Genomic DNA, 13,607 nt, shown 5'->3' with positions numbered 1-13,607 from the left:
TTTGGCGGCGATGGCCACGTTGGCGCCGTCGGCGGGGGCGGGCAGCGCGGTCGCCAGGCCGATGCCGCGGTGGGCGCCGGTGATGAAGAGGGTCTTGCCTTGCAGGGTGCTCATGCGCGACTCCGCGATGCCGATGGAAGCGAAGTGCATTATGCGCCACCGGCACCGCCACCCCTTCCGGCAGCGCGCGAACACCTGCCGTTAATCCGCGATGCCGATACTGGCGCCCTTCCACAGTTGTCGTGCGTTGCCATGAAATCCCTGCCTGTTGCCGTCTGCCTGCTGCTCGCCCTGTCCCTGCCCGCCTGCCAGAAGCGCGCCGCGTCGCCCGGCGAGGCGACATACCCGCGCGACGTCGCCGGGCAGACCACCGGCCTGGGCAACGGCGATGCCACGCCGGTGCGGATCGACGCCAGCGCGGTATGGAGCGGCTCGACCGATGCCTGCCGCCAGGCGGCCACGCCGGCGGGCAGCCACTGCGTGGTCGATGCGCTGCGCAGCGCCGGCGCGACACCGGCCGCGATCGCCGCCGCGCAGCGCCTGGCGGCACAGGGCGAGTCCGGCTATGTCAGCGCCTGGGACGACCAGTCCGGGGTGGGCGTGGCGACCCTGGAGTTCCCGTTGCGCGCCAACACCAACCAGGGCACCTGGCTGGTGGACGCCAGCGGCCGGACCATCGACGTGGATGCGGACGTGCTGCCCGACAGTGCCCGCAGCCAGGCGCAGGCCAGGGCATTTTTCGACAGGCACCCGCAGGCCGTGCCATTCGCACCGGCGCAGCCCGCCGGCACCGCGCCGCTGCCCGACGGCGGCGTGCGCCTGCTGTACGCCATGCCGCTGCGCGGCTGCCATGCCTGCGCCGACGATGGCACGCTCACGCTGGGCTACGACTTCGACGCCGGGCGCCGCTACATCGGCCGGCAGGTGGTGGAGGTGCGCTGAGCCGCGCCAGCGCGCTGTCCGCAAGGCCGGCGCAAGGCAGCCGCGCAGGATCGCAACGCTGCGACGAACCCACCGTGGAGCGGAGCAAGCGCCGCTCCACGCGCATTGCCAACCTGATGGAGCAGCGCCCCCCATTCTGTCGAGAGGGCGCGCCAAAGCCGCGGCGGACGGCAAGGTGGCGAGTCGGAGCCCAAAGCCGCACGGCAGGGTTCTGGGATGCAGTCCGCCACGCCGGCCCCGTCACATCTTCGGGCCCTGCCCCTCGTTGTCTTCCCAGTGCAGGATGCGCCGGGTCACGAAGCGGTACACCGGCTTGCCGGTGGCGAACCACAGCTCGCGCACCCACGAATGGCGCTTGAGCAGGCGCAGCTCCACCGGGGTCAACGCCTGCCGGCAGTACATGCGCTTGTGCTTGAGCAGATGGCGCAGGTCCTCGCGCGCGAGCAGGCGCATCCAGCGCGAGCGCGGATCGCCGCAGACCGCGAGCTGGAAGTCGATCAGCGCCGGCGAGCCATCGGCGCGCACCAGCCAGTTGGCTTCCTTGGCCAGGTCGTTGTGGGCGATGCCCTGGCGGTGCACCTGCTGCAGCAGGCGGCGCGCGGCATGGAACCAGGCCACGTCGCCACGCGGCGGGCGCAGGTGCATGGCCGCGCCCTCCATGTAGCTGCGGTCCAGCCAGCGCCCGTCCCAGGCCAGCAGCCGCGGGGTGGCCTCCATTCCGCCCAGCTTCGCCAGCGCGCGCGCCTCGCGCCGCGCCAGCCACCAGGCCGGCAGCCGCAGCCACCACGCGGTGGCGCCGAGATCGCGGCGCACGAAGCGGCGGCCGCCCTCGCGCACCACCAGGATGCGGCCGAAGCTGTCGGATTTGAGGATCTGGACGCCGTCGTCGTGGGGAGTGGCCATCGCCGCCATTCTAGCCGCTGGCCGTCACCGGCCGGACCGGTCGCGGCCCTGCACGGGCACCGCGCTACCTGCATGGCCGCTGTCGGGAACCGCGGCGCAAGCGAGCGGTCAGACACCCGCGCCCTTCTATAATCCCGCGATGCAACCTTCCTGGATCGACTCCCTCCTGGCCTGGATCGCCGCGCACCCGGTACTGGCCGGCGGCGCCGTCTTCGCCATCGCCTTCTGCGACGCCGTGATCATCCTCGGCGCGATCGTGCCGGCATTGCCGTTGATGATCGCCGTCGGCGTGCTGATCGGCATGGGCGAAATCTCCGGCCCCTACGCGGTGGCCTGCGCCGCGCTCGGTGCCTTCTGCGGCGACGGCCTGAGCTACTGGGTCGGCCGGCGCTGGGGCGACCGCCTGCGCGGGGTCTGGCCGTTCAGCCGCTACCCGCAGCTGCTGGAACGCGGCGAACTGCTGTTCAGGCGCAACGCCTTCAAGAGCATCCTGGTGGCGCGCTATGTCGGCGCGATCCGTCCGTTCGTGCCGGCCATCGCCGGCATGGCCAGGATGCCGCTGGCGCGCTACGCACAACCCAGCGCCGTCGCCAGCCTGTCGTGGGCGGTGCTGTTCCTGCTGCCGGGCTGGGCGCTGGGACAGGCCTACGACGCGGTGGCCGCGGTCGCCGGCCGGCTGTTCGTGGTGGTGGCGCTGCTCGGGGTGATGCTGGGCCTGGTATGGGCCATCGTGCTGTATGGCTACCGCTGGTCGGCCGCGCGCATGGACGGCTGGCTGGCGCGCCTGCTGCGCTGGTCGCAGCGCCACCCGCACCTGCTCGGCCGCTACTGGAACGACCTGTTCGACCCGCGCCGGCGCGAATCGGTGCCGCTGGCGATGCTGGCATTGATGCTGCTGCTGCTGGGCTGGGGCTGGTTCGTGCTGCTGATGGTGGTGGTCGGCCACGGCGAGCCGCTGTCGCTGGACCTGGCCGTGCACCACCTGATGCTGGCCCTGCGCAACCCGCTGGCCGACTACCCGATGGCGGCGCTGGCCTCGCTGGGCGACTGGCAGGTGCTGCTGCCGGCGATCGCCGCGGGCATGGGCTACCTGGCCTGGCGGCGGCGCTGGATGGCCGCCGCGCACTGGCTGGCGGCGCTGGCGTTCGGCCTGGCGCTGACCAAGCTGCTGGGCGCCACCGTGGACGTGGTGCGGCCACCGGCCGCCAGCAGCGGCTTCGGCTTCCCGTCGGTGTCGGTGACCATGGCCACCATCACCTTCGGCTTCTTCGCCGTGCTGATCAGCCGCGAGCTGCCCGGGCGCACGCGGGTGTGGCCGTACCTGGTGTCGGGCATCGTGGTCACCATCATCGGCTTCGCCCGCCTGTACCTGGGCGCGCACTGGCTCAGCGACGTCATCGGCGGCATGTTGTTCGGCATCTTCTGGCTGCTGGTGCTGGGCATCGCCTACCGCCGCCGCTTCAACCGCTCGTTCTGGGTCAAGCCGGTGACCTGGCTGTTCTACGGCGTCTTCCTGCTGGCCGGGTTCTGGTATGCGCCGCGCAACGTGGCCGCCAAGCTGGCCAAGTTCGAACCGGCGGCCGAGGCGCCACGGATGATGGATGCGGCGTGGTGGTGGCAGGACGGCTGGCGCGAGCTGCCGGCGCGCCGCAACGAATTCGACGACGACCAGCGCTGGCCGCTGGACGTGCAGGTGGCCGGGCCGCTGGCGCCGCTGCGCCAGCAGCTGGAACGCAATGGCTGGACGCTGCAGCCGCAGGCCGGCTGGCAGCAGGCATTGAGCATGCTCGACAGCAAGGCCACGCCGGACCAGGTGCCGGTGTTGCCGGCAACGCTGGACACCCATGTCGAATCGCTGCTGATGCTGCGCCGGGGCACGCGCCCGGACGAGCTGTATGCGCTGCGCCTGTGGCCGGCACCGGTGCGGCTGCAACCGGGCCAGGCGCCGCTGTGGCTGGGCAGCGCGCAGACCCTGCGCTACCAGCGGCACTTCAAGCTGTTCGGGCTGTGGCTGCCGCTGCGCGGCGTGGACCCGGCGCTGGAGGCGGTGACGCAGTCGCTGGACGGAATGGAAACCCGCACCCAGCCCATGCCCGAGAACGGAATGCAGCTGCTGATGATCCGCAGCGACCGCGCCCCGTGACCACGGCGGCGCGGTGCCGGCCTGCCCGCGGCGGGTCTCGTGGCGCGGCTACGGCTCCGCCCCGGCGGGCGGTTCGAAATCGGGAATCCAGCTGATCAGCCGCTCCAGCCGCAGGTGCGGATCGTCTTCCTGCAGCAGCACCAGCCGCTGCTCCTCGTCCAGCGGCAGCAGTTCGCCCAGCCGCCAGCCCACCCAGGCGGCCTGGTCCAGCTGCGCCGGGCCGGCGCCGGCGAACTCGCCGCCGGCCTGTTCCAGGATGCGCTCCAGCAGCAGGCCCAGCAGCGCATGCTCCGGGCGCAGCTCGTCGTCGTGGTCCGGCTCGCGCCATTGGATCTCGCCCACCACCAGGCCGTTGTCGCGCACCCGCGTGCGCTCGACGTGGAAGCGGCGGCCGCCACGCAGGCGCAGCAGCAGCACGCCGTCGGCACCGACATCGAAATCCTCGATCAACGCCTCCACGCCCCACGCCGCGGGCGTGGCCGGCGCACCGACTTCTTCGCCGTCCAGGATCAGGCAGATGCCGAAGGTGCCGCCGTGGCGGCCGCATTCGCGCACCAGGTCCATGTAGCGCGGCTCGAACACGCGCAGGCCGAGCGCGGCGCCGGGCAACAACACGCCGTGCAACGGGAACAGGGGCAGGGTCTGGGTATCGGTCATCGGCCGGGCCGGGCTCCACGGGCGGAAAAATCCACAACGAGGGTAGCGCATGTCCCGCGCCACCCCCGCGCTGCGCCCGGCAGCGGTATCAGCCCTGCAGTCGCGCCAGGAAACGGCGTGGCGCGCCGTCGAAGCCACCGTTGGACATGAACACCACGTGGTCGCCATCACGCACCGCTTCGCCCAGCCGCGCCAGCAGCGCGTCGGTATCGGCCACCGCCTGCGCCTGCCCGCGCACCGCCGCGATCACCGCGGCCGCATCCCACGGCAGCTCCGGGCGGGCAAGGAACACCACCGCGTCGGCGATGTCCAGCGACGGCGCCAGCGCCGCGGCATGCGCGCCCAGCCGCATCGAATTGCTGCGTGGCTCCATCGCCACCACGATCCGCGCCGGCCCGACCTTCGCGCGCAGGCCTTCCAGCGTGGTGTGGATGGCGGTGGGATGGTGGGCGAAGTCGTCGTAGATGGTCACGCCGCGCGCCTGGCCGATCACTTCCAGCCGGCGCTTGACGCTCTGGAAGCCGGCCAGCGCCGGCGCCACCGCGGCCACGTCCACGCCCACCGCATGCGCGGCGGCCAGCGCCGCCAGGCCGTTGAGCACGTTGTGGCGGCCCAGCAGAGGCCAGCGCACCTGCGCCACCTCAATGCCCCGGTGCAGCACCGCGAACGCGCTGCCGTCCTGCTCGACCAGGCGCGCGCTCCATTCCAGCGCGGGGTCGAAACCGAAGCGATCAACCGGCGTCCAGCAGCCCATCGCCAACACCTCGGCCAGGCGCTCGTCCTCGCCGTTGACGATCAGCCGGCCGCGCCCGGGCACGGTGCGCACCAGGTGGTGGAACTGGCGCTGGATCGCGGCCACGTCCGGGAAGATGTCGGCGTGGTCGTATTCCAGGTTGTTGAGGATCGCCACCAGCGGCCGGTAATGGACGAACTTGCTGCGCTTGTCGAAAAACGCGGTGTCGTATTCGTCGGCCTCGACCACGAACTCGCGACCGCCGCCGAGGCGTGCCGAAACCCCGAAGTCCTCGGCCACGCCGCCGATCAGGAAGCCCGGCTCGCGCCCGGCCGCCTGCAGCAGGAAGGCCAGGATGGTGGTCGTGGTGGTCTTGCCATGGGTACCGGCCACCGCCAGCGTGTCGCGGCCCGGCAGCACGTTTTCGGCCAGCCACTGCGCGCCGCTGGTGTAGCGGCGGCCGGCATCGAGCACCGCCTCCACCGCCGCGTTGCCGCGCGACAGCGCGTTGCCGATCACGATCTCGTCGCAATCGGCGCCGATGTTGCCGGGCAGGTAGCCCTGCGCCAGGCTGATGCCCAGCGTCTCCAGCTGGGTGGACATGGGCGGGTACACCGCCTGGTCGCTGCCTTCGACCGCGTGGCCGAGTTCGCGGGCCAGGGCGGCCACGCCGCCCATGAAAGTACCGGCGATGCCGAGGATATGGAGCTTGCTCATGCGCCGATTGTCGCCGATGCGGCGGCGCGCGGGTATGTCATCCCGGCATTACCCCTACCCGCCTGTAGGGGAAACTCCTATACCGCTGGGGGGCATTCATACCGAGAATACACGGGCCAGCCGCAGTATCCCTCAGGTCCTACTCCCCAAGAGGCCATCCCCAGGGAGCTCATGCTGCGGGGCTCTGAGCACGCCCACCTGCTGGCCCCTGTACGACGAACGCCCCGGACCAGCCGATGGTCCGGGGCGTTCGCTTGTGCGCCCGCTCCGGCGCAGGTCCGGAGCGGGAGGCAAGGCATCAGCGCTTGATCGCCGCCAGGATGCGGGCCAGCACTTCGTCCAGCGCGCCGACGCCGTCGACACGGGCCAGCGTGCCCTTGCCGGCGTAGAAATCGATCACCGGCGCGGTGGAGTCGTTGTAGACCTGCAGGCGCTGGCGCACCGATTCGGGGTTGTCGTCGGCACGACCCTGCTCCTTGGCGCGGCCGGCGATGCGCTCGACCAGCAGCTCGGTCGGCACATCCAGCTGCACGATGGCGTCCAGCGGCTGCTGCAGGCGGGCCAGCAGTTCGCCCAGCGCGTTGGCCTGGGCCACGTTGCGCGGGTAACCGTCGAGAATGAAGCCGTTGGCGACGTCGGCCTGGGCCAGGCGCGCTTCGAGCATGCCCAGCAGGATGTCGTCGGACACCAGGTTGCCGGCGTCCATCACCGCCTTGGCCTGCTTGCCCAGCTCGGTGCCGGCAGCCACTTCGGCGCGCAGCAGGTCGCCGGTGGAGATGTGCGGGATCCGCAGCTCTTCCTTCAGGCGGGTCGCCTGCGTGCCCTTGCCCGAACCGGGCGGTCCCAACAGAACCAATCGCATTCCTGACTCCCTTGTATGTAGAGGACGTTTCTTTCAGGGACGGACAGCGGCGTTAGACTCATGGGCCGATTCACGCTGCACCGCAATAACGCAGCTTACCGCATCCGGCCAATGTCCCGGAAATGTCCCCCGCCCGGAGAATCCCGCCCATGTCCAAAGGTACCCTGCTCTACGCCCAGTCAGGTGGCGTGACCGCCGTCATCAACGCCACCGCGTCGGCCGTCATCGCCGAAGCAAGGGCCAGCAGAATCAAGGTGTTGGCCGCTCGCAACGGCATCCTGGGCGCGCTGCGCGAGGACCTGATCGACACCTCCCGCGAGTCGGCCGCCAGCATCGCCGCGCTGGCCCATACCCCGGGCGGCGCGTTCGGCTCGTGCCGCTACAAGCTCAAGTCGCTGGAGGCGGACCGGGCCCGCTACGCGCGCCTGCTGGAGGTGTTCAGGGCGCACGACGTGCGCTGGTTCCTCTACAACGGCGGCAACGATTCGGCCGATACCGCGCTGAAGGTCTCGCAGCTGGCCCGCGAGTTCGACTACCCGCTGACCTGCGTCGGCGTGCCCAAGACCATCGACAACGACCTGGCGGTCACCGACACCTGCCCCGGCTTCGGCTCGGCGGCCAAGTACACCGCGGTGTCGGTGCGCGAGGCCGCGCTGGACGTTGCGGCGATGGCCGAGACCTCCACCCGCGTGTTCATCTACGAGGCGATGGGCCGCCATGCCGGCTGGCTGGCCGCCGCGGCCGGGCTGGCCGGGGAAAACCCCGACGATGCGCCGCAGATCATCCTGCTGCCCGAACGCGCCTACGACGAGGCCGCCTTCCTGGCGAAGGTGAAGCAGGTGGTGGCCAGGGTGGGCTGGTGCGTGGTGGTCGCCAGCGAGGGCATCCAGAGCGCCGATGGCCGCTTCGTCGCCGACGCCGGTGGCGCCACCGACTCGTTCGGCCACACCCAGCTCGGCGGCGTGGCGTCCTACCTCGCCGGCCGGGTCAAGGCCGAGCTGGGCTACAAGGTGCACTGGACCCTGCCGGACTACCTGCAGCGCTCGGCCCGCCACGTCGCCTCGAAGACCGACTGGGAGCAGGCGCAGGCCGTGGGCAGGGCGGCGGTGCGGTTCGCGCTGGCCGGGCGCAACTCGGTGATGCCGGTGATCGCGCGCACCTCCGATGCCCCCTACCGCTGGAAGATCGAGGCCGCGCCGCTGTCCAGGGTGGCCAACCACGAGAAGAAGATGCCGGCCAGCTTCATCCGCCGCGACGGCTTCGGCATCACCGACAAGGCGCGCCGCTACCTGCAGCCGCTGATCCGTGGCGAAGCGCCGCTGCCGTGGGGCCGCGACGGACTGCCGAAGTACGTGACCCTGAAGAACGTGGCGGTCGCCAGGAAGCTCCCGGCCTGGGAGGGCTGAGCCCATCCATGCGGCGGCGCCAGGCCATCGCCCAGCCCTCAGCTGCAGCGGCCAGTGGACAGATGCGTCGCGACTGATCGCGACGCATGCCGGCAGCGGCATTGCCGGCACCATGGAGGAGCGCTGGCCACGGCGCCGGCACCCGGCCAGGCCCACGGCACCGACGTGTTCCCAAAGCGCCCGCCCACGGCTACGATCGTGCCCACAGGCAGGGGGCCGACAGGATGTCCAGCGACGCACCACCCGGCGCCATTCTGGCGCTGCTTCTGCACGTGCTGTCCAGTGCCATCTCCGGCCAGCAACCGGGCACGGCCGCCAGCGTGGCGCCCGACCCGCCTGCCGCACCTGCAGCCTCCGCCGCGCCGGATGGTGCCGCCACCCCGCTTCCAGCCGGCATGCCGGTAACCATCGAACTCGGCGAATCGCTGGCCTCATCCACACACAAGCGCGGCGACGTTTTTCCGATCGTGCTGGTCGAACCACTGCTGCTCGATGGCATCGAGCGGGTTGCCGCCGGCACCCGCGGAACCGGCCAGGTCGTCCACGCCGCCCCCGCGCGGGGAGGCGGTGCTCCCGGCGAACTGATCATTGCCGCGCGCATGCTGGAAACACCCGCCGGTCCACTGCTGCTGCGAGGCTTCAAAGTGGGGGCCAGCGGTGACGACAACAGCGGCATGGCGTTGGGCGTTTCATTCGCTGCGGGACCGTTCGCGATGTTCATCCGCGGCCGCGAAGTAGTGATACCCGAAGGGACCCGTGACATCGCCAGAATCCGTGCCCAGCCGCGGGCCGAGCCAGGCGCCGCCGCGGACTCCGCCCCCATCCCGGCCCCCGTCGCGCCACCGGCCACCGGCCCGGCTCCGACTCTCGATTCCGATCCTTCCCTTTCACCCACACCCGACACCCGGGACCAACCCAAGGAGTAGTTCCATGCAAGTACGCTTGTGCACGTTGACGCTTTCCGCGGCACTGCTGATCCCGTTCAGTGGTGCGGCGCAGCAGGTGGAAGAAGCGCTGACGCCCCCTCCGGCCGCCGCGGCTGCCGACACGCAGGCAGGCAACGAAGCGGCCGAGGTCAACGCCGCGGCCAGCACCCCGGCAGCGGCACCCGAAACCGTGGCAAGCAATGGCAGGATCGCGCCGGCCCCGGCCGACAAGGCACAGATCGTGTTCTTCCGCCCCAGCAAGTTCGCTGGTGGCGCAATCGGCTTCAAGGTGCGCGAAGGCGAACAGGAGCTGGGCAAGCTCCGCAGCGGCAACTACTTCATCCACTTCGCCGAGCCCGGCACCCACCACTACACCGTCCACTCCGAAGCCAAGGACGTGCTGACCATGGAGGTCGAGGAGGGCGAAACCTACTTCGTGCAGGGGACGATCACGATGGGCGTGCTGGCCGGCCGCCCCAACCTGTCCCCGTCCGACGAAGCGACCTTCAACGGCATGGCGGACAAGCTCAAGCTCCGCGAGTGACCCAGCCTCACCAACGGGGGCGGCATCCCCGCCCCCCTTTGCATTCGCGCCACCGCCCGCCTCAGCGGCACGGCGTGCCCTGCACCCGCATGTCCACCGCGAACGCCGGCAGCGATGCCAGCTTGCCGGCATCGGCCTGCTGCCGCGCTTCGCCCAGGTACACGCGCACCTGCCCCTGCCCGTCGCGCGCCAGCGGCTGCTCGACCGGGCGCCGCCAGACCTCGACCACCGCCTGCTGGCCCGGGCAGGCCGCGGACGGTATGCGGATGCGGTCATTGAGCCGCCACCCGTCCTCGCCCGGCGTGACCCGGGTTGCTTCCCGCAGTACCGCGCGCGGCTGGCAGCGCGCATCGGTGCGTACCAGTTGCATGGCGTAGGGTGCGTCGGCCTGGCCGGTGAAACGTCCCTCGATGCGCACGCAGGCCTCGGGAATCTGCCGTACGGTATGCACCGCCCCCACCGCCTGCGCCGTACCCGGCGGGCGCTGGATCTCCGGTTGCGCGGCCGCCGGCGCCTGTGCGCCTGCGGCCAGCGGCAACAGCGCCAGCAACGGTATCGACCGCATTCCACCCCGCATCTTCATCGTCCAGCCTCGCTTTTCGTCCAGAGCGCACGGTGCCAGCGCGGCGCTGAACGGCATGGCAAGCGCGTGCGGGCCGTGACAGTGAACGGCAGCTGACCCATACTCGCCGCAGCTCCAGGAATCGTTGAACACCGCGACACGTACCACGGCCGCTGCATGGCTCCGGGTCTGTTCCAGTGCTTCATCCCGGCGTGTCCCGCGTTCAGCGCTGCTGGACGACATCCACCTGTGCTGGAGGGGTTCATGCTGGAACACTACGGTCTCGTCTTCGCGCTGGCGTGCGCGGTCATCGCCATCGCCTATGGTCTGTTCGCCGCCCGCTGGATATTGCGCCAGCCGGCCGGCAACGCACGCATGCAGGAGATCGCCTCGGCGATCCAGGAGGGCGCGCGCGCCTATCTCAACCGCCAGTACCTGACCATCGCCATCGCCGGCGTGGTGCTGTTCGTGCTGGTGGGCGTGTTCCTGAGCTGGTACACCGCGGTCGGCTTCGCGGTTGGCGCGGTGCTGTCCGGCGTGGCCGGCTACATCGGCATGAACGTCTCGGTGCGCGCCAACGTGCGCACCGCCGAAGCCGCGCGCAACGGCATGGGCGCGGCGATGGACGTGGCCTTCAAGGGCGGCGCGATCACCGGCATGCTGGTGGTGGGGCTGGGCCTGCTGGGCGTGGCCGGCTACTTCTTCGTGCTGCAGAAGCTGGGCCTGCCGCAGGCCGACAACCTGCACGCGCTGGTCGGCCTGGCCTTCGGCTCGTCGCTGATCTCGATCTTCGCGCGCCTGGGTGGCGGCATCTTCACCAAGGGCGCGGACGTGGGCGCCGACCTGGTGGGCAAGGTCGAAGCCGGCATTCCCGAGGACGACCCGCGCAACCCGGCGGTGATCGCCGACAACGTCGGCGACAACGTCGGCGACTGCGCCGGCATGGCCGCCGACCTGTTCGAAACCTATGCGGTGACGGTGATCGCCACCATGCTGCTGGGCGGCATGATGATGGTGCCGGGCTCGGCCGACTTCGCTGGCAAGAACGCGGTGCTGTATCCGCTGGTGCTGGGCGGCGTATCGATCCTCGCCTCGATCATCGGCGCGATGTTCGTCAAGGTCTCCGGCAGCAAGCCCAACATCATGGGCGCGCTGTACAAGGGCGTGATCGTCTCCGGCGTGCTGGCCGCGATCGCGTTCTACCCGATCACCACCGCGCTGATGGGCGACAACGCCCACGGCGCGATGAACCTGTACATCTGCGCGCTGATCGGCCTGCTGCTGACCGGCCTGATCGTGTGGATCACCGAGTACTACACCGGCACCCAGTACAAGCCGGTGCAGCACGTGGCCAAGGCCTCCACCACCGGCCACGGCACCAACATCATCGCCGGGCTGGGCGTGTCGATGAAGTCCACCGCGCTGCCGGTGGTGGCAGTGTGCGCGGCGATCTGGTTCGCGTTCCTGCACGGCGGCCTGTACGGCATCGCCATCGCCGCCACCGCGATGCTGTCGATGGCCGGCATGATCGTCGCGCTCGATGCCTATGGGCCGATCACCGACAACGCCGGCGGCATCGCCGAGATGGCCGAGCTGCCGCCGGAGATCCGCGACATCACCGACCCGCTCGATGCCGTGGGCAACACCACCAAGGCGGTCACCAAGGGCTATGCGATCGGCTCGGCCGCGCTCGCCGCGCTGGTGCTGTTCGCCGACTACACCCACAACCTGCAGGCGGCACACCCCGGCAGGTCGTTCGTGTTCGACCTGTCCGACCACCGGGTGATCATCGGCCTGCTGGTCGGCGGCCTGATCCCCTATCTGTTCGGTGCGATGGCGATGGAGGCGGTGGGCCGCGCCGCCGGCGCGGTGGTGGAGGAAGTGCGCCGCCAGTTCCGCGAGATCGCCGGGATCATGGACGGCAGCGGCAAGCCGCAGTACGACAGGGCGGTGGACATGCTGACCCGCTCGGCGATCAGGGAAATGATCGTGCCGTCGCTGCTGCCGGTGGCGGTGCCGATCGTGGTCGGCCTGCTGCTCGGGCCCGAAGCGCTGGGCGGGCTGCTGATCGGCACCATCGTCACCGGCATCTTCGTGGCGATCTCGATGACCACCGGCGGCGGCGCCTGGGACAACGCCAAGAAGTACATCGAGGACGGCCACTTCGGCGGCAAGGGCAGCGAGGCGCACAAGGCCGCGGTGACCGGCGACACCGTCGGCGATCCCTACAAGGACACCGCCGGCCCGGCGATCAACCCGCTGATCAAGATCATCAACATCGTGGCGCTGCTGCTGGTGCCGCTGCTGTAGGCCAGCCCGGTTGGCAGGCCCCCGGTCCCTCCCGCGCGTGCGGACGGGGGCCGGCGCCGGGCCGCGCCAGGGCGCCACTGCCGGGGTTCGCGCCGGCACGCAGGCCGGCACCTGGCCGCAGGCACCCGGCAGCACGGCGCCCGCCCCGGCCCGGCCAACCGTCAGCCCCGCCTGCCCGCAACCACCGGCGCGGCCCCGGCAGCCCCCACGCCCGGCCTCACGACCGGCGGCTGTTTGGTGCGCCGCACCAGCAGCCGGCGTAGAATGGCGTCCTTCTGTCAAACGCACGATTCGGAGCAGCGCATGGGTCTGGAACTCGTTTCCGCGGGCAAGAACCCCCCGGAAGAAATCAACGTCATCATCGAGATTCCGAAGGACTCGGAGCCGGTGAAGTACGAAGTGGACAAGGAATCGGGCGCAATCTTCGTCGACCGCATCCTCTCCACGCCGATGCGCTACCCCTGCAACTACGGCTATGTCCCCAGCACCCTGTGCGGCGATGGCGACCCGGCCGACGTGCTGGTGGTGCTGCCGCTGTCGCTGGTGCCCGGCTCGGTGGTGCGCTGCCGCCCGGTGGGCGTGCTGAAGATGAGCGACGAGGCCGGCAGCGACGAGAAGATCCTGGCCGTGCCGGTGGCGAAGATCTTCAGCGGCTACGGCCACGTCGAGGACATCGCCCAGGTGTCCAGCCACTGGCTGGAACGCATCGGCCACTTCTTCGAGCACTACAAGGACCTGGAAAAGGGCAAGTGGGTCAAGATCGAAGGCTGGGGTGACGCCGCCGAGGCCAAGCGCATCCTGGTCCAGGCGCACGAAGCCTTCGTCGCCCAGCAGGACTGAGTCACGCCGGCGGCGGTGCCACGCCGCGCCGCCGCCAGCGACGACCATCACGTTTCATCCGC

At 70.6% G+C, this 13,607-nt stretch carries 12 protein-coding genes and 1 pseudogene; 7 read left to right on the top strand and 6 right to left on the bottom strand.

Translation table 11 applies throughout. The annotated features are described in order from the left end of the window. Positions 1–114: pseudogene (locus tag ABB33_RS19135) on the bottom strand (SDR family oxidoreductase); the annotation flags it as partial. Positions 115–252: 138 nt separating this feature from the next. Between ABB33_RS19135 and ABB33_RS15705 the strand changes: the two are divergent. Beyond that, complete coding sequence (locus tag ABB33_RS15705; RefSeq protein ID WP_056932702.1) at positions 253–942, top strand: hypothetical protein; 690 nt, start codon at positions 253–255, stop codon at positions 940–942. Between the two features lie 240 nt (positions 943–1,182). Here ABB33_RS15705 and ABB33_RS15700 read toward each other — a convergent pair whose 3' ends face one another. Then, positions 1,183–1,845 carry a phosphotransferase gene (locus ABB33_RS15700; protein ID WP_056932701.1) on the bottom strand — a complete coding sequence of 221 codons (663 nt, stop codon included), beginning with the start codon at positions 1,843–1,845 and terminating at the stop codon, positions 1,183–1,185. Between the two features lie 139 nt (positions 1,846–1,984). On the opposite strand from ABB33_RS15700, the gene ABB33_RS15695 reads away from it, so the two are divergent. Next, positions 1,985–3,988, top strand: coding sequence for a bifunctional DedA family/phosphatase PAP2 family protein (locus ABB33_RS15695; protein WP_056932700.1), 2,004 nt, complete (start codon positions 1,985–1,987; stop codon positions 3,986–3,988). Positions 3,989–4,036: 48 nt separating this feature from the next. On the opposite strand, the gene ABB33_RS15690 is transcribed toward ABB33_RS15695, so the two are convergent. The 3 genes from ABB33_RS15690 to ABB33_RS15680 form a co-directional block, all read right to left on the bottom strand. Next, entirely contained in the window at positions 4,037–4,645 is a 609-nt protein-coding gene (locus tag ABB33_RS15690) for an LON peptidase substrate-binding domain-containing protein (protein WP_054667428.1), read from the bottom strand. 88 nt (positions 4,646–4,733) lie between these two features. Then, positions 4,734–6,095, bottom strand: a complete 1,362-nt coding sequence (mpl, locus tag ABB33_RS15685) for a UDP-N-acetylmuramate:L-alanyl-gamma-D-glutamyl-meso-diaminopimelate ligase (protein ID WP_056932699.1) — start codon at positions 6,093–6,095, stop codon at positions 4,734–4,736. A 298-nt stretch (positions 6,096–6,393) separates the two neighbouring features. Then, positions 6,394–6,957 carry an adenylate kinase gene (locus tag ABB33_RS15680; protein WP_054667432.1) on the bottom strand — a complete coding sequence of 188 codons (564 nt, stop codon included), beginning with the start codon at positions 6,955–6,957 and terminating at the stop codon, positions 6,394–6,396. A 149-nt stretch (positions 6,958–7,106) separates the two neighbouring features. Between ABB33_RS15680 and ABB33_RS15675 the strand changes: the two genes are divergently transcribed. The 3 genes from ABB33_RS15675 (at position 7,107) to ABB33_RS15665 (ending at position 9,833) form a co-directional block, all read left to right on the top strand. Further along, a complete protein-coding gene (locus ABB33_RS15675) occupies positions 7,107–8,363 on the top strand; it encodes a 6-phosphofructokinase (RefSeq protein ID WP_056932698.1) in 1,257 nt (418 codons plus the stop codon). Positions 8,364–8,587: 224 nt separating this feature from the next. Continuing rightward, positions 8,588–9,289 (top strand): lipase chaperone, encoded by a 702-nt coding sequence (locus tag ABB33_RS18800; RefSeq protein ID WP_056932697.1) that lies wholly within the window; start codon positions 8,588–8,590, stop codon positions 9,287–9,289. Between the two features lie 4 nt (positions 9,290–9,293). Further along, positions 9,294–9,833 (top strand): DUF2846 domain-containing protein, encoded by a 540-nt coding sequence (locus ABB33_RS15665; protein WP_152985127.1) that lies wholly within the window; start codon positions 9,294–9,296, stop codon positions 9,831–9,833. A 61-nt stretch (positions 9,834–9,894) separates the two neighbouring features. Here the strand turns inward: ABB33_RS15665 and ABB33_RS15660 are convergent, their stop codons facing one another. Continuing rightward, complete coding sequence (locus tag ABB33_RS15660) at positions 9,895–10,398, bottom strand: hypothetical protein (protein WP_056932696.1); 504 nt, start codon at positions 10,396–10,398, stop codon at positions 9,895–9,897. Between the two features lie 261 nt (positions 10,399–10,659). Between ABB33_RS15660 and ABB33_RS15655 the strand changes: the two genes are divergently transcribed. Further along, positions 10,660–12,705 (top strand): sodium-translocating pyrophosphatase, encoded by a 2,046-nt coding sequence (locus ABB33_RS15655; protein WP_054668765.1) that lies wholly within the window; start codon positions 10,660–10,662, stop codon positions 12,703–12,705. Between the two features lie 303 nt (positions 12,706–13,008). Beyond that, positions 13,009–13,545: an inorganic diphosphatase gene (gene ppa, locus ABB33_RS15650; protein ID WP_056932695.1), complete on the top strand. Its 537-nt coding sequence runs from the start codon at positions 13,009–13,011 to the stop codon at positions 13,543–13,545. The last annotated feature ends 62 nt before the right edge of the window (positions 13,546–13,607 follow it).

It is taken from the genome of Stenotrophomonas acidaminiphila, assembly GCF_001431595.1.
In the GTDB taxonomy this organism is placed as follows: domain Bacteria; phylum Pseudomonadota; class Gammaproteobacteria; order Xanthomonadales; family Xanthomonadaceae; genus Stenotrophomonas; species Stenotrophomonas acidaminiphila.
Note: the sequence above shows the minus strand (reverse complement) of the source record. Positions and strands in the feature narration are given on the sequence as shown.